This is a genomic window from Streptomyces sp. NPDC033966, assembly GCF_055575955.1.
Map to the genome: position 1 here is coordinate 1 of NZ_JBVIRQ010000035.1, position 18,073 is coordinate 18,073.

The 18,073-nt window shown below is 73.7% G+C and carries 17 protein-coding genes, 1 tRNA gene and 1 pseudogene; 11 read left to right on the forward strand and 8 right to left on the reverse strand.

The features are described from left to right. The 3 genes from ACZ518_RS38815 to ACZ518_RS38825 all read left to right on the forward strand — a co-directional run. Positions 1-2,036 (forward strand): type I polyketide synthase (locus ACZ518_RS38815; RefSeq protein ID WP_469117742.1); only part of this gene is annotated, 2,036 nt, incomplete at its 5' end. Beyond that, entirely contained in the window at positions 2,033-3,457 is a 1,425-nt protein-coding gene (locus ACZ518_RS38820) for a DHA2 family efflux MFS transporter permease subunit (protein ID WP_469117743.1), read from the forward strand. The genes ACZ518_RS38815 and ACZ518_RS38820, both read left to right, overlap by 4 nt. Before the next feature lie 11 nt (positions 3,458-3,468). After that, a complete protein-coding gene (locus ACZ518_RS38825; protein WP_469117744.1) occupies positions 3,469-3,798 on the forward strand; it encodes a chorismate mutase in 330 nt (109 codons plus the stop codon). On the opposite strand, the gene ACZ518_RS38830 is transcribed toward ACZ518_RS38825, so the two are convergent. Beyond that, a complete protein-coding gene (locus ACZ518_RS38830) occupies positions 3,747-4,529 on the reverse strand; it encodes an aminotransferase class IV (RefSeq protein WP_469117745.1) in 783 nt (260 codons plus the stop codon). The two genes, ACZ518_RS38825 and ACZ518_RS38830, sit on opposite strands and share 52 nt — an antisense overlap. 141 nt (positions 4,530-4,670) lie before the next feature. On the opposite strand from ACZ518_RS38830, the gene ACZ518_RS38835 reads away from it, so the two are divergent. Continuing rightward, positions 4,671-6,170, forward strand: a complete 1,500-nt coding sequence (locus ACZ518_RS38835; RefSeq protein WP_469117746.1) for an MFS transporter — start codon at positions 4,671-4,673, stop codon at positions 6,168-6,170. Positions 6,171-6,244: 74 nt separating this feature from the next. Here the strand turns inward: ACZ518_RS38835 and ACZ518_RS38840 are convergent, their stop codons facing one another. Continuing rightward, entirely contained in the window at positions 6,245-7,147 is a 903-nt protein-coding gene (locus ACZ518_RS38840; RefSeq protein ID WP_469117747.1) for an aminoglycoside phosphotransferase family protein, read from the reverse strand. A 279-nt stretch (positions 7,148-7,426) separates the two neighbouring features. Here ACZ518_RS38840 and ACZ518_RS38845 point away from each other — a divergent pair, with 279 nt between their 5' ends. Further along, a complete protein-coding gene (locus ACZ518_RS38845; protein WP_469117748.1) occupies positions 7,427-8,692 on the forward strand; it encodes a helix-turn-helix domain-containing protein in 1,266 nt (421 codons plus the stop codon). Between the two features lie 103 nt (positions 8,693-8,795). Here ACZ518_RS38845 and melC2 read toward each other — a convergent pair whose 3' ends face one another. The 3 genes from melC2 to ACZ518_RS38860 all read right to left on the reverse strand — a co-directional run bounded on the left by melC2 (position 8,796) and on the right by ACZ518_RS38860 (position 10,725). Beyond that, positions 8,796-9,620 carry a tyrosinase MelC2 gene (gene melC2 / locus ACZ518_RS38850; protein WP_469117749.1) on the reverse strand — a complete coding sequence of 275 codons (825 nt, stop codon included), beginning with the start codon at positions 9,618-9,620 and terminating at the stop codon, positions 8,796-8,798. Then, entirely contained in the window at positions 9,617-10,045 is a 429-nt protein-coding gene (gene melC1, locus ACZ518_RS38855) for an apotyrosinase chaperone MelC1 (RefSeq protein ID WP_469117750.1), read from the reverse strand. Before melC1 ends, melC2 begins: the two co-directional genes overlap by 4 nt. A 170-nt stretch (positions 10,046-10,215) precedes the next feature. Continuing rightward, positions 10,216-10,725, reverse strand: coding sequence for a RidA family protein (locus ACZ518_RS38860; protein WP_469117751.1), 510 nt, complete (start codon positions 10,723-10,725; stop codon positions 10,216-10,218). Positions 10,726-11,025: 300 nt separating this feature from the next. Here ACZ518_RS38860 and ACZ518_RS38865 point away from each other — a divergent pair, with 300 nt between their 5' ends. Together ACZ518_RS38865 and ACZ518_RS38870 are read left to right on the forward strand one after the other, a co-directional pair. After that, positions 11,026-12,321 carry an LCP family protein gene (locus ACZ518_RS38865; RefSeq protein ID WP_469117752.1) on the forward strand — a complete coding sequence of 432 codons (1,296 nt, stop codon included), beginning with the start codon at positions 11,026-11,028 and terminating at the stop codon, positions 12,319-12,321. A gap of 256 nt (positions 12,322-12,577) precedes the next feature. Continuing rightward, on the forward strand, positions 12,578-13,477 hold the full coding sequence (locus ACZ518_RS38870) for a LysR family transcriptional regulator (RefSeq protein ID WP_469117753.1): 900 nt from the start codon (positions 12,578-12,580) through the stop codon (positions 13,475-13,477). On the opposite strand, the gene ACZ518_RS38875 is transcribed toward ACZ518_RS38870, so the two are convergent. Together ACZ518_RS38875 and ACZ518_RS38880 are read right to left on the reverse strand one after the other, a co-directional pair. Further along, the gene (locus ACZ518_RS38875; RefSeq protein ID WP_469117754.1) at positions 13,458-14,684 is read right to left on the reverse strand and encodes a beta-ketoacyl-[acyl-carrier-protein] synthase family protein; all 1,227 of its coding nucleotides are present in this window, start codon (positions 14,682-14,684) and stop codon (positions 13,458-13,460) included. The genes ACZ518_RS38870 and ACZ518_RS38875 overlap by 20 nt on opposite strands. Positions 14,685-14,859: 175 nt before the next feature. Further along, entirely contained in the window at positions 14,860-15,489 is a 630-nt protein-coding gene (locus ACZ518_RS38880; protein WP_469117755.1) for a TetR/AcrR family transcriptional regulator, read from the reverse strand. Positions 15,490-15,647: 158 nt separating this feature from the next. On the opposite strand from ACZ518_RS38880, the gene ACZ518_RS38885 reads away from it, so the two are divergent. Continuing rightward, positions 15,648-16,550, forward strand: coding sequence for an alpha/beta fold hydrolase (locus tag ACZ518_RS38885; protein WP_469117756.1), 903 nt, complete (start codon positions 15,648-15,650; stop codon positions 16,548-16,550). On the opposite strand, the gene ACZ518_RS38890 is transcribed toward ACZ518_RS38885, so the two are convergent. Next, entirely contained in the window at positions 16,543-17,196 is a 654-nt protein-coding gene (locus tag ACZ518_RS38890; RefSeq protein WP_469117757.1) for a class I SAM-dependent methyltransferase, read from the reverse strand. The two genes, ACZ518_RS38885 and ACZ518_RS38890, sit on opposite strands and share 8 nt — an antisense overlap. Before the next feature lie 90 nt (positions 17,197-17,286). Between ACZ518_RS38890 and ACZ518_RS38895 the strand changes: the two genes are divergently transcribed. From ACZ518_RS38895 to ACZ518_RS38905, 3 genes and pseudogenes are all read left to right on the forward strand, one after another. Continuing rightward, a tRNA-Gly gene (locus tag ACZ518_RS38895) sits at positions 17,287-17,377 on the forward strand. Positions 17,378-17,469: 92 nt separating this feature from the next. Continuing rightward, positions 17,470-17,838 (forward strand): VOC family protein, encoded by a 369-nt coding sequence (locus tag ACZ518_RS38900; RefSeq protein WP_469117758.1) that lies wholly within the window; start codon positions 17,470-17,472, stop codon positions 17,836-17,838. A 122-nt stretch (positions 17,839-17,960) separates the two neighbouring features. Continuing rightward, a pseudogene (locus ACZ518_RS38905) lies at positions 17,961-18,073 on the forward strand (glyoxalase); the annotation flags it as partial.

Sequence of the window (18,073 nt, forward strand, 5' to 3'; positions counted from 1 at the left end):
TGGAAGAGGGTGTGGACGCGGCCCCGTACCTGACCTGTGCGGAACCGCAGGCGGCGGTGCGCGGGGGAGCGGTACGCGTCCCGCGCCTGACCCGGACCGTGACCGCACCGGAGGCCGAGGGCCTGTCCTTCGCCGCGAACGGTACGGTCCTGGTCACCGGCGGCACCGGAACCCTGGGCCGCGCGGTCGCCCGCCACCTGGTCACCGGACACGGTGTCCGTCATCTGCTCCTTGCGAGCCGTTCCGGCGGCGCCGAGGACCTCGTGGCGGAGCTGTCGGAGCTGGGCGCCTCGGTCACCGTCGCCGCCTGCGACGCGGCCGACCGTGAGGCCCTCGCCGCCCTCCTGGCCGCGATCCCCGCCGCCCACCCCCTGACGGCAGTGATCCACACCGCGGGGGTCCTGGACGACGGCGTGATCGAGTCCCTCACCCCGGAACGCTTCGACACGGTCCTGCGCCCCAAGGCCGACGCCGCCCGGAACCTCCACGAACTCACCGCCGGCCTCGACCTGTCGGCGTTCGTCCTGTTCTCGTCCGCCTCGGGCCTGCTCGGTGCTCCGGGCCAGGGCAACTACGCGGCGGCCAACGCCTACCTGGACGCCCTCGCCCAGCACCGGCGCTCCCTCGGCCTGCCGGGCATCTCCCTCGCCTGGGGCCTGTGGGCCGAGCGCAGCGGCATGACCGGCGCCCTCGACGCCGACGACGTCGACCGCATCAGCCGCGGCGGCGTGGCCGCCCTCGCCACCGAGGAGGCCCTCGCGCTCCTCGACACCGCCCCCGCCCTCGACCGGGCCCTCGCGGTGCCGATCCGCCTGGACCTGCCCGCCCTGCGCACCCGCGCCCGGCACGAGGCGCTCCCGCCCCTGCTGCACGGCCTGGTGCCGGCCCCGCTCCGGCGGACGGCGGGCGCCCCGTCCGCCGTACCCGTCCTCGACCCGGAGAACCTCCTCGCCCTCGTACAGGCACACACGGCCACCGTCCTCGGCCACAGCTCCGCCGACCGGATCGAACCGGACCGGAAGTTCCTGGAGATGGGCTTCGACTCGCTGACCTCGGTACGCCTGCGCGGCAGCCTCAACACCGCCACCGGCCTGAGACTGTCCGCCACGGCCGTCTTCGACCACCCGACCCCCGCCGACCTCGCCGACCACATGCGCGGCGAACTGGCGGCGGCCCAGGCCCCGCAGACGCGGGAACCCGCAGGCCCGCCCGCACCGGCGCAGCCCATCGCCGCGCTCTACCGGCAGGCCTGCGCGGACGGCAAGGTCAAGGAGGCCACCGACCTGCTCGTCGCGGCCTCCCTGCTGCGCCCCTCCTTCACCACGGACGGCACGGACGGGGCCCCGACACCGGTCACCCTGTCCGCCGGCACGAGCGGGTCCGGCGGCCCGGCGCTGATCTGCCTGCCCTCCGTCACCGCGCTCTCCAGCCCCCACCAGTTCGCCCGCTTCGCCGCGCCCTTCCGCGAGCACCGGGACGTCCACGTCCTCCCGCTCCCCGGCTACGGCGAGGGCGAGCCGCTGCCCGCCACCGCCGACGCCCTGGTCGCGCACGTGGCCGCCGAGGTGCTGCGCCTCGCGGACGGCGCACCGTTCGCACTGGCCGGGTACTCCTCGGGCGGCTGGCTCGCCCAGGAGGTCACCGCCCACCTCGAACGCGGGGGCGCCGCCCCCGCCGGGCTGGTGCTGCTCGACACGTTCCTGCCCGGCGACGCGGCCCAGCCCGCGTTCCGCTCCCGGATGACGGACGCCATGTTCGAACGGGAGGACTCCTTCGGCTGGATGACCGACCTCAGGCTCACGGCCATGGGCGGCTACTTCCGGCTCTTCCCGGCCTGGCGGCCCACCGCCACCGCGGTCCCGACGCTGCTCGTCAGAGCGGGCCGCTCCCTGGTCGACGGCGGGGGCCACCTGGCGTCCTGGCCGCTGCCCCACACGGCGGTGGACGTACTGGGCGACCACTTCACGATGATGGAGGACGACGCCGCGGCCGCGGCCGCCGCCGTCGACCACTGGCTGACGGAGGCCGTGGCATGACGACCCGTACCGCGCCGGCACCCCGTACCGGCCTCGGCCGCGACGTGTGGAAGGCCGCCACCGTCGTGATCGTGGGAGCGACGATGTCGTTCCTGGACTCGACGATCGTCAACGTCGCGCTCAGCGCGCTCGGTACGGACTTCCGGGCGCCGCTGAACACCGTCCAGTGGGTGGTCACCGCCTACCTCCTCGCCGTCGCCGCGGTCATTCCGGTCTCCGGCTGGGCGGCCCGCCGCTTCGGCGCCCGCCGCACCTACGTGGCCGCCGTCGTCCTGTTCACCCTGGGCTCCGCGCTCTGCGCGGCCGCCCAGGACGCCGGACAGCTCATCGCCTTCCGTGCGGTCCAGGGCCTCGGCGGCGGGCTGATCATGCCCGTCGGACAGATGATCCTGGCCCGCACGGCCGGGCCGAAGAACATGTCCCGGGTCATGGCGACGGTGGGCGTACCCATCGTGCTGGCCCCCGTCTTCGGCCCCTTCATCGGCGGGCTCCTGCTGCACTACACCGACTGGAGGTGGATCTTCCTGGTCAACCTGCCCGTGGGTGCCGCCGCCGTCCTGTGCGCCCTGTGCCTCCTGCCGGCCGACCGCCCCGAGGCGGCCCCGCCGCTGGACGTCCCGGGCCTGGCCGCGATCTCCACCGGCATGGCCGTCCTCACCTACGGCCTGGGCAGCACCGACACCGGCTCCCTCACGGTGCCCCTGCTCTCCATCGCCATCGGTACCGCCCTCCTCGTCCTCTTCACGATCCGTACCCTCAACACCGCCCACCCGCTCTTCGACATCCGCCTCTACCGCGACCGGGTCTTCCGCGCCGCGTCCCTCACCACGTTCTTCCTCTCCATGGGCATGTACGCGGGCATGGTGCTGATGCCGTTGTACTTCCAGGACGTCCGGCACGAGGACCCGGTCGCCACCGGCATGCTGCTGGTGCCGTCGAGCATCGGCGCCGCGGCGGCCACCTGGCTCTCGGGCCGGGCCGCCGAACGCCTCGGCACCGGCCGGACCGCCCTCGCCGGCGCCGGCCTCAGCCTGGCGGCGGCGGTGCCGTTCGTGTTCGTCGGCACCGACACGTCCTACGCGCTGATCGGGACGGCCATGACCGTCTCGGGATTCGGCGCCGGCCTGTCCGTCATGCCCGCCATGACCACCGCGTTCCGCAGCCTCGACCCGCAGAAGATCAGCGACGCCTCACCGCAGCTGAGCATCCTGCAACGGCTGGGCGGTTCGCTCGCGACGGCGGTGCTCGTCACCGTCCTGCAGCGCGGCCTGGACGGTGCGGACGGCCGCCCGCACGACAAGGCCTCCGCCTTCGCCGTCACCTTCGGATGGTCCCTGGCCCTCGCCGCCGTGGCCGCGCTGTCCGCCGTCCTGCTGGCCCGGGCCCAACGCCGTCCGGCCGCCCCCGAACCCACCCGCTGAGGGGAACCCGCATGCCCGTCGGAACAGAACCCGCCCCCATGGAGACAACGGCCCTCCTCACCCAGCTCAACGAAGAGGTCCTGCTCCACCAGGTCGACGCCATCGACGACCAGATCATCTCCCTGGTCGCCCACCGCGCCGCCCTCGTCAACGAGATCCAGCGCGACCGGACCGCCGCCGGCGGCCCCGGCACCCGCCTGTCCCGGGAAACGCAGGTCATCGCCCGGTACAGCAACAGCCTCGGCCGCCCCGGCGTCGAACTGGCCCTCCTCCTGCTGAACCTGTGCCGCTACCGCGGCAGAGGCTCGGCGGCCGCCGCCCAGGCGGCCCGCCACTCCTGAACCCGCGGTGAGGGGCCGACGGCCACGTCGGCCCCCACCCACCCGGTGACCGGCCGCAGCCCGTGCAGCGCGTTGGTGACCCACACCTCGCGCCCGCTCAGCTCCGCCGGCCGCACCCGGCTCGGCCGCACCGCGACGCCCAGCCCGCCGGCGCGCCGCACCACCCAAGCCGCGGTCACCCCCGCCAGGATCGGCAGCCCGGGATCGACCACGCACAGCACGTCCCCGTCCCACCACACCAGGCTCGCCGTGGCCGTCTCCCGTACGAAGCCGTCGTCGCCGACGAGCAGCGCGTCATCGGCGCCCGCCGCGACGGCCCGCGCCCGCAGCGCCCCCAGCGCCCCCAGGTCCGGCCCCTTGCGCCGGGGCGTGTGCCGCGGATCGTCGCCCCCGGCCCACAGCCGTACCGCGTCCGTCCGCGCGGGCGCCACCCGCACCCGCAGCTGCAGCCGTCCGCCCACCAGCTCCACCCGGGGGAACCAGCACCCCCGCCGGGGCAGCGCCCGGGCGACGGCCTCCGGGAACCCCTCCAGTCCGGGCCCGCCCGCCGCGGCCACGGCCGCGCCGAACCGCCGCCAGTGCGCGGGCAGTTCGCGTACCCGCCCCTCCTCGACGAGCCAGGAGTCGGCCGCCGCCAGCTCCCCGGCCGCCTCGCCCCCGACGAGCCCTTCCGGCCCGTACAGGAGGACCCGTTCCCCGCCTTCACCGGCACCCGCCGAACCCGTTGTCATGACCTGGAGCATAGATCGCCGCACGCCCACTTGCGTACACCGTACCCATTGTGCGTACAGTGTGCGCAGCACTGGAACGGTGTACGCGCCGAGTGGGCCTCATCAACGGGACACACCGACGAAGACGAAAGGGAACGACCCATGGAAAGCAGGAACCCCCGCCGCTGGTGGATCCTGATCGTGCTGTGCCTGAGCTCGCTGGTCCTGGTGGTCGACTCCATGGCCCTGACGGTCGCGGTGCCGTCCATGACCACGGACCTCGGCGCGAGCGCGCAGGACACCCAGTGGATCCTCGACTCCTACATCCTGGTCTTCGCCGGGCTCCTGCTCACCTCCGGCAGCCTCGGCGACCGCTTCGGCCGGCGCCTGGTCATGCTGGTCGGGCTGGTCCTCTTCGGCGCGGCGTCACTGGCCGCGACCTTCTGCTCCAACCCCGGCGAGGTGATCGCCGTACGCGTCGCGATGGGCGTCGGCGGCGCGCTCATCATGCCGTCCACCCTCTCCATCCTCATCACCGTCTTCGACGAGGACGAGCGGCCCAAGGCGATGGCGGCCTGGGGCTCGGTCTCCATGCTCGGCCTGGTGGGCAGCCCGGTCCTCGGCGGCGTCCTGATCGACCACTTCTCCTGGCAGTCGATCTTCTTCATCAACGTCCCGGTCGTCGTCCTCGCCGTGATCGCCGCCCTCACCCTGATGCCCGAGTCCAAGGGCCCCTGGCAGAAGCCCGACCCGCTGGGCGCCGTCCTCTCCGCCGTCGGCATGACCGCCCTGGTCTGGTGGATCATCGAGATCCCGAAGCACGGCGCCTTCGAGGGCCGCTCCTCGCTCACCCTCGTCGTCGCCGTGGCCTGCCTCGCCGGCTTCGTGATCTGGGAGAACACCACCGCCTCCCCGATGGTCCCGCTGGTCCTCTTCAAGAACCGCAACTTCAGCGGCGGTTCGCTCTCGCTGACCCTCGTCCAGATCGGCAACGGCGGCCTGCTGCTGGTCCTGACCCAGTACCTGCAGTTCGTCCTCGGCTACTCGCCCCTCAAGGCCGGCCTGGCCTTCGTCCCGCTCGCCGTGGCCGCCCTGGTCGGCAACGGAGTGGGCGCCGGTCTCGCCTCCAAGGTGGGCAACCGCCCCCTGATCGTGGTCGGCATGATCGTGATGGCCGGCTCCTTCGCCCTGCTGACCACCGCCACCCCCGACAGCGGCTTCACCGTCCCGGCGGTCGCCCTCGGACTGCTCGGCCTCGGCGCGGGCGCCGCCATGCCGGCCGCCGTCGGTGCCCTGATGGCCACCATCCCCGAGGAGAAGGCGGGCGTCGGCTCGGCCCTCAACGACACCATCGGGCAGGCCGGCAGCGCCCTCGGCATCGCGATCCTCGGCTCGCTGCTCGCCTCCGGGTTCGCCGCCGAGATGCCCGCCGGATCGCCCGAGGAGGCCCAGCACTCCATCGCCGGAGCCCTGGCCGTCGCCGGCGGGGACCAGGGCATGGTGCGCACGGCCCGCGAGGCCTTCGTCACCTCGATGTCGACCACCTTCACCATCAGCGCCGCCGCCATCCTGGCCGCCGCGGTCCTCGCCGTCCTGGTCATGCGGGACCGCAAGCAGACCGAGCCCGCCGAGCCCGCCGCCTCCGAGCCCGCCGCCGCCTGACTGGCCGCACCACACCCGAGAAAGAGGCCCGCGCCCCCCGAGGGGGGCGCGGGCCCCTTCGCGCACCGCGCGGCTCAGCGGCCGTGGTGGTCGGCCAGCGCCTCGGCAGCGGCCCGGTGGCCGACCGCGGCCAGCACCGGATTGGTGACCCGGTATTCGTGCTCGGCGGTCAGCCCGAACCGCAGCGCCCAGCCCCGCCCCCGGGCCCACGTCGCGTCGTCCACCGCCGCCTCCTCGCGGAACGCCCCGCGCACATCGGCCGACAGCAGGGTCCAGGCCGCCATCATGTCGCAGGCCGGGTCGCCCACCCCCACCCCGCCGAAGTCGATGACCGCGCTGAGCCGCCCGCCCCGGCCCAGCAGATTGCCCGGCAGCAGGTCCCCGTGCAGCCAGACGGGCTCGCCCCGCCACTGCGGAAGGCGCAGCGTCTCCTCCCACGCGGCGGTCGCCGCGTCCGCGTCCACCGTGCCGTCCGCGCCCAGGTCCCTGATCGCGGCCCGCACCTCCGCGTCGGCCGTCCCCGCCGGCCCGCCCCGGAACGACGGGGGCCCGCCCGCCGCGTCCACCCGCCGCAGCGCCGCCACGAACCGGCCCAGGTCCACGGCCGCCCCGCCCAGGTCGCCGACGGGCTCGTCGAACAGGTCCTCGCCCTCCAGCCAGCGGTAGACCGACCACCCGTACCCGAAGCCCTCACCCGGTACGCCCCTGCCCAGCGGAACCGGAACCGCCAGCGGCAGCCGGGGCGCCAGCAGTGGCAGCCACCGCTGCTCCCGGTCGACCTGGTGCGCCGCACCTGGGATCCGGGGTAGCCGCACGGCCATGTCCCCGCCCAGCCGGAACATCGCGTTGTCCGTGCCGGCGGAACGGACCCGCTCGACCGGCAGGTGCGCCCACCGAGGGAACTGGGCGGCCACCAGCCGGGCGACGAGCGCCTCGTCGATGTCGATCTCGTCGGCGTGCATCTTCATCAGGGACATGGACCGGAAGCCTGACACGGCACACCGGCCCGGTCAATATCGTTTGGCACAGGATTTGCCAACCTTGGCAATATCGCCGGATCAGATCAACGCACCACATCCGCCAGCACCTCGCGGATCACGTCCGGCCATCGGCCACAGCGGATCCATGGCAAGAAAAGTTGTCCGATGTTTGCCACCAGTCGGCGCCGCCGGATAGGCTTCCCGCACAGCGCCGGGCGCGCCGACGGCCGAGTTCCCAAGGGAACGATTCCGAGAACGATTGCGGGACCCATCCCTATGACAGACGAGCAGTCCTTCGGATCGCGCCTGAAGGCCCTGAGGCTGCAACGGGGCCTCTCCCAGACCGCCCTGGCCGGCGGGGAGATCTCCACGGGCTACCTGTCGCGCCTGGAGTCCGGCGCGCGGCAGCCCACCGAGCGGGTCATCGCCCACCTCGCCCGGCAGCTCGGGGTGGACCGCCGGGCCTTCGAGGCCCCGCCGGCCGCCGGCAGCCCGCTGGCGCGGAGCCTGACCATCGCCACCTCGTGCGACGGCGGCGACGGCGGCGAGGACGACGAGGCCGTCGAAGACCTCACCGCCGCCCTCGCCGCCTGCCCGGACGAGGCACCGCTGCTGCGCTGGCAGGCCCTGTGGCTGATCGCCCGCCACCGGCACCGCCGGGGCGGCCGCGCCGAGGAGCTGTCGAGCCTGGAGGAACTGGCCCGGATCGCGGACGCCCTCGGCCTCCCGGAACTGCAATGCCGGTCCAGGACCCAGCTCGCCCGCTGCCTGCGCGCCGCCGGCGAGGTCGCCCGTGCCCTCGAACTGGCCGTCAGCGCCCACGGGATGGCGCGGGACGCCGGGCTCGGCGTCCCCGACACCGGGACCGCCCTGCTGGCGCTGGTCTCCGCCGAGGCCGAGGCCGGCCGGCTGCCCGAAGCCCGCGCGCACGCGGAGGAACTGGTCGCGCTCGTGGCCGGCCGCTCCGACGCGCTGCGCGCCGAGGCGCTCTGGTCGGCTGCCACCGTCAGCTCCCGCCAGGGCGACGACGAGGCCGCCCACGCGTACCTCCGCCAGGCGCTGGAGGCCCTGGACAGCCGCGTCGACCCCGTGCTGTGGGCGCGGCTGCGCCTGGCCGCGGCCTCCCTGTACCTCCGGTCCCGTCCCGCCCTCACCGAGCGGGCCGGCGAGTGCCTGGCACAGGCCGGCGCCGCGCTCTCCCTCGTCGGCACGCCCGTACAGCAGCAGGAACTGCTGGTGCTGCGGGCACACCTCGCGTTCGAGGAGGGCCGTTACGGGGACGCCCGCGCCGCCCACGACCGGCTGGACCGCGGGCGGCTCGTCCTGACCTTCCGCGACCGGATCCGGCTGGAGACCCTCGACGGCCTGCTCCTGATCGCGGAAGGCCGCCCGGAGGAGGGCCGCGCCCTGCTCAAGAGGCTGGGCGAGGAGGCCGGCCGGGCCTCCAGCCACGACCTGGCCGCCGAGATCTGGCGGCTGCTGGCCGAGACCCTGGAGAACGCCGGTACCCCCGACGGCTCCGGGGACCCGGGCCCGGCCTGACGGCCCGCCGGCCCGGGCCGCCGACCCCGGATCGCCCGCCGGCGCCCGGGGCCCTCAGCCCGGGGCCCGGTCCGGGGGCATCAGCGGATCGCAGGACGGCCGGTCACGCCTTGTCGAAGGTGTAGAACCGGCGGTGGTCCAGCATGTCGGCCGGAGTCACGTTGTTCCACGGCGGCAGCACGCCCCGCAGGTCGATCACGTCCTGCGTCCGGGACGCGGGCAGGTAGCCGGCCTTGGGGTTGCGGGCCTGCCAGTCCGCCCACAGCTTGTCGATGAAGGCGTGGTGCAGCCAGAACACCGGGTCGTTGGGGGAGGCCGCGGTGGCCATGTGCCCGCCCACCCACACGTGGACCCGGTTGTGCAGGTTGCTCCCGCGCCAGCCCTCCAGGTGGTTGCGGAACCCGCTCGACGCGCTGTTCCACGGAGCGGTGTCGTACACCGGCATGGCGAGCACGGCGTCCACCTCGGCCCGGGTCGGCAGCTGCGGCACCCCCGAACCCAGCACGCGCCGCAGGTAGTCGCGCCGGTCCACGCCGACGGTGATGGCCCACTTGCCGCCCGTGTACGCGAAGGGCCCGTCCTGCACCTGCCCGTCCCGGCCCCGCCGGGTACCGCCCATGAAGTCGGAGGCCCACAGAGGGGAGTTGGCCGCCCGGTCGACGGTCCAGTCCCAGTACGGCAGCGCCACGTTGCGGTCCACCCGCTGGAGCGAGGCCTCGAAGTCCAGCAGGAACCGCCGGTGCCAGGGCAGGAACGACGGCGTGCGGTGCCCGATCCGGGGACCGAAGTCCGAGTCGCTCATCAGGTAGTAGTTGTGGGCGTTGACGTACCGGTCGTAGACGCCGGTCCGCTTCAGCTCCAGCACCGCGTTGACGAAGGCCCGCTTCTCGTCGGGCGTCAGCACGGACACGCTCTTGCGTACGGTCACAGCTTGGGAGCCTCCTTCGGGAGGGTGAACGGGGCGAGCTCGGCGCCCTGGAGGTCACGGATGGCGGCGCGGGCGGCCGCGACCGGGTCCGGGAAGCTCTCGTAGTGGTTGACGACGGTGACCCAGCTGCCGTCCGCGTTCCCCATCAGGTGCAGCTCTTTGCCGTCGATCTTGATGTTGGGCACCGGCACGCCGTGGTGCCCCGCGGCGCCCAGCGTGATCTGGATGCGGCGCCCCTCGTACACCTCGTCGATGCCGCCGGTGGGTATGGAAAGGGGCGCCCCGGAAGCACCGGGGCTCCCGGAGGCGCCTGAGGCCCCGGCCGCCGGGGCCGGGGCCGACGAGGACGAGCAGGCGCTCAGCCCCAGGGCGATCGACGCCCCGGCACCGATCCCCAGAGCCTGTCGGCGAGTGATCTTCTTCATGGCCTGAAGAAGTACCAGAAGGCCGAAAGCCGCCGATCAGTGCCCCCTGCATCAAGTTCCCCGCGGCTCGGGCGGGCCCACGACGACAGCCCGCGCCCGGGGCCAGTACGACTGGCCCCGGGCACGGGCTGCAGGGGGGTGGCGCGGCGGTCACCGCGCGGCGCACTCGGTCAGGAGCGCGGCGAGACCTTCACGATGGCCTCGATCTCCACGAGCTGCTCGGGGAACGCCAGGTCGGAGACGCCGACGATGGTGTCGGTCGTGCGGTGCTTGCCGACGTACTCCTTGTGCAGCCGGGCGGCCGTGTCGAAGTTCTGGCGCAGGTCCTTGGTGTAGATCTTCATGCTGATGATCTGGCTGCGCGGCACCTTGTAGTGCTTGAGGACCTTGTCCATGTTCTCGAACGACGTGCGGACCTGCTTCTCGAAGTCGCCGACGCCCACCAGGTTGCCGGCCGCGTCGTGCGACAGCTGCCCCGAGATGTAGATCGTGTCCCCGGCCTTGATGGCCTGCGAGTAGCCGTAGGACTCCTCCCACGACACCCCGAACCCGAAGTGGTCCCAGCCGCGGCGCGCCGTGTCCTGCGCACTCGCCGCCTGCGGCCCCACGAAGGTGATCATCGCGGCCGCGATCGCGGCCACCACGGTGGCGATGCCGAACTTGCGCCTTGACTTGGTCATTCCAGTCGTCCTTTCGTCCCCAGTGGAGCCTCGCGTCACGAAGCTGCCAGGGTCCGGATGAGAACTCCTCGAACGGGAGTCGAACCGGCCGTCGAACGGGCCGTCGGAACGGACTCCGGAAACGGACTCAGGAGCGGACTCAGGAGCGGACACAGGACCGGCAGCCGGACCGGCAGCCGGACCGCTGGGCAATCCGGGCGTCCACCACGGCGCGTAACCCCCACCCGCCCCCCGCGACAGCAGTACGGTCCTCCCGCGGCTTCCGCCACCACCTCACCTCACCACGTCAGGGGATGCGCGTTGCGTCGACTCACCGTTGCCCTCACGCTGCTTGCCACCCTCGCCGCGGGCGCCCACACGGGCTCGCGTGCCCTGTCCGCCGAGCGCGCCACGGGCGGGAGCGGCAGCCGCGGCACGAACGTCCTCGTCGTCGGCGTCGACAGCCGCGCCGGCCTGTCCGCCGCCGAGAAGCGCCGCCTGCACGTGGGCGGCGCGGGCTGCGACTGCACCGACGTGATGATGCTCGTCCACCTCTCCGCGAACGGGCGCCGCGCCAGCGTCGTCTCCATCCCCCGAGACTCCTACGTCCAGTACCCGGTCCCCGGCCCGCCCCGCTTCGGCAAGATCAACGCGGCGTACAAGATCGGCGGCGGCCCCCTCACCGTGCGCACCGTCGAACAGGTCACCGGCCTCCACGTCGACCACTACCTCGAGACCGGGTTCACCGGCTTCGAGCAGACCATCGACAACCTCGGCGGCGCCACCGTCTGCACCGACGAACCCCTCCACGACGAGGGCTCCGGCCTCGACATCACCGCCGGCGTCCACCACACCGACGGCAACCGGACCCTGCGCTACGTCCGGGCCCGGCACGTCAACACCCGGCCCGGCGACCTCGGCCGGGTCCGCCGCCAGCAGCGCACCGTCGCCAACCTGCTGGCCCGCCTCACCGCCGAAGGAGCCCTCTCCGGCCCCCTCAGCACGGCCCGCACCGTCCGCACCCTCCTGAAGACCGTACGCACCGACGCCGCGACGGACCTGCACGACCTCGTCCGCATCGGCTGGACCCTCGGCCGTCTCCGCGCCGACCGCATGGAGTTCGCCACCGTCCCCATCCGGCTCTTCGACCACCGCGTCCCCGGGGTCGGCTCCACCCTGGTCTGGCACGAGGGCCGCTCCGCCGCCCTCTGGGACGCCCTCGCCGACGACCGCCCCATCACCGGCGACCCCCGCATCCAGCCCGTACCCGAAACCCCCGTCGAGACCAACCCGGCCGCCATCAGACTCCGCGTGGACGACCCCGCCGTCGCCGAGGCCCTCACCCGCGCCGGCTTCCGGGCGGCCCCCAGGCCCGCACCCCCCGTACGCCCCGAAGGCCCGCCCGTCATCACGTACGCCCCCGCCATGCGGGCGGACGCGGACACCCTCGCGGCGGCCCTCCCCGGCGCCCGGCTGAACCCGGCCCCGGACCACGACAACACCTTCGACGTCACCGTCGGCACCACCCCGGTCCAGGTCAAGACGGTGACCTGGGACCGCAACAAGGCCGACGGCGCCCCCGTCACCGCGAACACCCTCCACTGCCCCGCCCCCTGACGGGACGCCGCCTCCCGGGCGCCGGACCCGGCGGCCCCGGTCCGGTCCGCCGGTCCGGTCCGCCGGTCCGGACCCGCCGGCCGAGACCCGGTGGTCGACACCCGTCCGGCAACGCCGCGCCCCGGTTCCGGACCCGGCCGCGGCCACCGGACAGGTTGCCGCCTGGGCCTCGGCCCACCGAAAATCCTCCGCCCCGCCCGGCCTCCAGTCAATCCTGGGGTTTCCTCGCCAACACCCAAGCAATACCTTGGGTTTCATGACCTTGGACGACCTACGGGTGTTCGTGGCCGTGTGCCGGGCCGGGAGCCTCAGCGCGGTGGCCCGGGAGCTGGGCCGCACCCAGTCCGCGGTGAGCCAGCACGTCAAGCGCCTCGAACGCGAGACGGCGACCACCCTGCTGGAACGCCGCCCCCGCGGCGTGGCCCCCACCGAGGCCGGCCGCATCCTCTACGAGGCCGCCGCCGACGGGATCACCGGCCTGGACCAGGCGCTGCGCCGCCTCGGCGACCTGGCGAACGGCGAGGGGGGATCCGTACGCGTCGGCACCGGCGGCGTGACCGTCCGCCACTTCATGGCCGAGGCCATCGCCGACTTCCGCCGCCACCACCCCGGGACGAGCCTGGAGTTCCGCACCGAGACCTCCAGCCGCCGCTGCTTCGAGGCCCTCCTGGCCGGCACCCTCGACCTGGCCTGGATCACCATCGGCCCGCCCGTACCCGGCATCGAGCAGCGACCGGTCGCCGACCTGCCCTGGGTCCTCGCGGTCCGTGCCGACGACCCGCTCGCGGACCGACGGAGCATCGACACCGCCGACCTCACGGACATTCGCCTCGTCCGGCTGCCCCCGAACTCCATCTCCGGCGCCCGCCTCGACGCGGCCTTCACCGAACTCGGCGTCCGGGTCGGCTCCGACACCAGCGTGGCGGACTGGGACACCGCCCTCCTGCTCGCCGAACTCGGCCTGGGCCACACCGTCGTACCGGCCGTCCCGGGCCTGCGCGCCGCCCCCGAGGGCCCCCTGCGCCTGGTCCCCGTACCCGCCCTCCCGCCCCTCCCCGTCGGCTGGGCGGTCCGCCGCTGGGAGGCCCTCACCCCCCTGGCCCGCGCCTTCGCCGACTCGGTCGGAGACCGGACCGTCAGCCACACCCGTCGGTGAACACCAGCGAGGCGTTGTGCCCGCCGAAGCCGAAGGAGTTGGTCAGCGCCACGCCGAGCGGGCCCCGCCGCGGCCGCCCGGCGACCACGTCGAGCTCCACCCGCGGGTCGAGCTCGTCGAGGTTCCGGGTGGCCGGCACGACCTGGTCGCGCAGGGCGAGGACCGCGGCGACGGCACCCATGGCACCAGCGGCGCCGAAGAGGTGCCCCGTCATCGACTTGGTCGCGGTGACGGCCGGGTGGGTGCCGATGGCCTCGGCTGTCGACTCGGCCTCGGTGAGGTCGCCCGTGGGGGTGGAGGTCGCGTGGGCGTGCACGTGCCGCACGTCGAGCGGGCCCAGGCCGGCCGAGGCCAGGGCGAGGCGCATCGCGCGCACCTGACCGTCCCGGTGGGCTGCGGTGATGTGGTGCGCGTCGGAGGTGACCCCCGCGCCGGCCAGGACCGCGTGCACGCGGGCGGCGCGCGCGGCGGCGAAGCCGGCCCGCTCCAGGACCACCAGGGCGGCCCCCTCGCCGATGACGAAGCCGTCCCGGCCGGTGTCGAACGGCCGGGACGCCTCGCGCGGCGCGTCGTTGCGCGTGGAGTGCGCCTTGGCCTGCGCGAACCCGGCCAGCGGCAGCGGGTGGATGCACGCCTCGGCCCCGCCGGCGACGACCACGTCCGCACGCCCCAGCCGGATCAGGTCCAGGCCCATCGCGATCGCCTCGGCCCCGGAGGCGCAGGCGCTGACCGGGGTGTGGGCGCCGCCCCGGGCGCCGAGTTCGATGCTGACCCAGGCCGCCGGTCCGTTCGCCATCAGCATCGGCACGGTGTGCGGCGAGACCTTGCGGACCCCGGACGCCTCCAGGACGTCGTCCTGCCCGAGCATGCTCAACGCGCCGCCCGTGCCCGTGCCGATCACCACGGCCAGCCGCTCCGGCTCGACCTCCGGCCGCCCCGCGTCGGCCCACGCCTCCCGGGCCGCGATCAGCGCCACCTGTTCGCACCGGTCCAGCCGCCGGGCCTGCACCCGGTCCATGACCTCGGACGGCTCGACCCGAAGCCGGCCCGCGATCCGCACCGGCAGGGCGGCCGCCCACTCCTCCTCGATCGCGCTGATCCCGGACTCCCCGGCCAGCAGCCCGGCCCAGGTCGAGGGAACGTCTCCGCCGAGGGGCGTCGTGGCTCCCAGCCCCGTCACCACCACGTCCGTCATACCCGTGGTCATCGCACATCCCCCTTTGTTTGATCGGCACACCTCCGCCCACAGGTACGGGCCGGAGGTGATCAAGACATTCGCCAATCTGCCAGGGAATTCACGAACCATCAGGTGTCGCGATCGACGGAGTCCACACCCCGGGTTTTGTGGGTGTCCTACCAAAACCCGCACGGCGATGGACGGCTCACGACGACGGCCCACTCCGCAGACCAGGTGCGCCGGAGTGACGGGCGGCCGCGGTGATCCCGTCCATCAGGATGCCGACGAGGTCGCGGGTGTAGGTGTCGGCGACCGCGCCCCGGCGCACCAGGATCCGCATCCACAGGGCGCCGGCCATGGCGTCCACCAGCGGCGCCGGATCGACGTCGGGCGGCAGGTCGCCCCGGGCCACCGCGCGCTCGAAGACGGGCTGGTGGCGGCCGAAGCGGTCGTCGAGGAAGGAGACCACGAGGTCCCGCATCGCCTGGTGGCGCACCGCCCCGACCAGCGCGGCCTCGACGATGGTCCGCCGGTGCTCGTCGTCCAGCAGCTGCTGGACCTGCTCGGCGAGCGCGGTCAGGTCGCCGCGCAGGCTGCCGGTGTCGGCCGGATCGAACCGGAAGACGTGCGAGTGCAGCAGCGCGTCGCGCAGCAGCTCCGACTTGGACGACCACCAGCGGTAGATGGTCGTCTTGTTGACCCCGGAGCGCTGGGCCACCCCCTCGATGGTCAGGGAGTCGAAGCCCAGGCTGCCGAGCATGTCGAGGGTGGCCGTGAAGATCTCGGCCTTGCGCCGCGGCCCGCCGCCGCTCTCTCCGTCTTGCCTCTGCGTCACCGCTGGTCCCTTCCGTGCGAGTGGGACGGCCAGCCTAATGCAACGCAACGTGGTGTTGCATTCTCTGGACTCCCCCTCCTAATATGCAACGCAACGTTGCGTCGACATCCGACCGGCTTCCGACCGCGGACCGACGCCGCACCTGCCAGGGGGAGAGCATGAGCGAAGACCGACAGGCGGCCACGGTCACGGGACTCGGTCCCGCCCCGGGCCGTCCGGGCATCTGGACCGCCGGAACGGCCGGGGGAGTTCCCCTGGTCCTCGTCCACGGGATCCGGCTCTCCGCCCGGATGTGGGACCCCCACACCCGTCGGCTGGCCCCCCGCTTCCGGATCACGGCCCCCGACCTGCCCGGACACGGAACCCAGCGCCACCGCCCCTTCAGCCTGGAGGAGGCGGTCGAGCGGATCGGCCTCGCCGTGGAGGAAGCCGCCCTCGCCACCGGCCGCCGCCCCCTGGTGGCCGGCGCCTCCCTCGGCGGATACGCCGCCCTCGCCTACGCGGCCGCGCACCCCGCCACCGCCGCCGCCGTCCTCGTCCAGGGGTCCACCGCCCGGCCCGACGGGCCCACCGGCCGGATCTACCGCGGCGCCGCCCGCGCCGTCGGGGCACTCGGCCCGGCCCGCGCCGCCCGACTCGATGACCTGGCACTCAGGCGCCGGCTGCCCGCCGAGAGCTACCAGGCCGTGATGGGCGGCGGGCTCGCCCTGCAGGCCTTCCCCGAGGTCGTGGAGGACCTCGCCCGGCGCGACTTCCTCGACATCGCCGCCCGCTGCAGGATGCCCGTCCTGTTCGTCAACGGCCTCGGCGACCCCCTCTTCCGGGCCCAGGAGAAGCAGTTCGTCGAAGCCGTCCGCGCCGGCGGCGGATACGCCCGGCTGTTCCACGTCCGCGGCCCGCACGTCATGTCCATCAGCGACCCCGCCGCCTTCACCAGGATCCTGGAGCGCGGCTACGGACTCCTCTCCGCCGCCCACCCCGAAGCCTTCGCCCCGCCCGCCAGCGGCACCCTCTACGCCGCCCAGCAGGGCGGCGGGGCCATCCGCGGGGACGTCACCTGAGATCACCGGCGGTGACGGGACCGACCCGGGCCAGCAGGTGGGCATCGAGGAAACCCCGCTCGGAGGCCGGGCCGTGGACCAGCCGGGCGAACGTGACGAGCCCGGCCCCGGCCAGCACCTCCACGAACCGTTCCACCGGCCAGCTGTAGGCGGGCGCCACCTTGTGCTCGTAACGGACCGGCTCCGGCCCTTCGGTCACGCAGAACGAGACCAGCGCCAAGCCCCCCGGCGCCAGGACCCGCACCTGCTCGGCGAGCAGCGCCGGCAGTTCTCCGGGCGGTGTGTGGATCATCGAGTAATGCGCCAGCACCCCGCCGAGCACCCCGTCCTCCACCGGCAGGGCCTCCATCCGCGCCTCCTCGAACCGCAGCGCCGGATGTGCCCGCCGGGCGTGGTCCACCATGCCCGGCGAGAGATCGACCCCGAAAGCGTCCAGCCCCAGCTCGTGCAGCAACCCCGTCAGATGCCCGGGCCCACACCCGACATCGGCCACCCGCGGGTTCCCCGCCTCCCGCACCAGCCCGGCGAAGGTACCCACCATGGCCCGCGCGAACGGCCGCGTCTCCAGCCGATCGGCGAACAGGGAAGCGTACAGCTCGACGACCCCGTCGTAGCCCGCCCTGGCCTCATCCTGATATCCACCCACCGCCGACAACCTACAGCGTCCCCAACCTGCCGTGTCAGCACGGCGTCAGGCCCTGTGCCGCACTCTGGTTGTCGTGACCACGGTCACGAGGGAGAGGTGCCCGGAGCGGTTGATCGGGGACCGGCCACCGGCCGTTCGGGTTCCACTGGGATCCACGCAGGTTCGAATCCTGCCCTCTCCGCAGAGCTTGATCGTGTCCGTGGAGGACGCTTGACTGGGGCCCTTCCACGGCAAGCGCCGCGAAGCGAGTGCACCGATCGACCCGGAGATGTCATGCCCCTGCAGATGAGGCTGTGCGCGATAACACTCGACTGCTCCGATCCGCCGGCCCTGGCGGCGTTCTATCAGCAGGCGACCGGCCTCGAACCCCACCCGAAATCCGACGCCGACTTCGCCGGTCTCAACCGTGAGGACGGACTCTTCCTCGGCTTCCAGCGGGTCGACGACTACCGGGCTCCCTCCTGGCCTGACCAGACCGTTCCCCAGCAGTCCCATCTCGACTTCGAGGTCGACGACCTGGACACAGCCGAGGCGCGGCTGCTCGAGCTGGGGGCGAGCAAGCCCGCCCATCAGCCGTACCACGGCAGGTGGAGGGTCCTCACCGACCCGGCCGGCCACCCGTTCTGCCTGGTCAGAGCCTGAGGGCAACAGCTGTCCGTCCCAGTTCGCCGGGGCAAGGCGCTCGCCCGAGGGGATGCCGCGGAGCAGGTCGCGGGACCGGTCAGGAATCGAGAAGCCCCGGCCACCGCCCACCCCCTAGCGTGATGGTCATGGCAACCACTGCTTCCACCGCAGCCCCCACGTCCCTCGCGTCCGTCACCCTCGAGGTGGCCGACCCCGAGGCGGCCCGCCGCTTCTACACCGCCTTCGGTGTGGA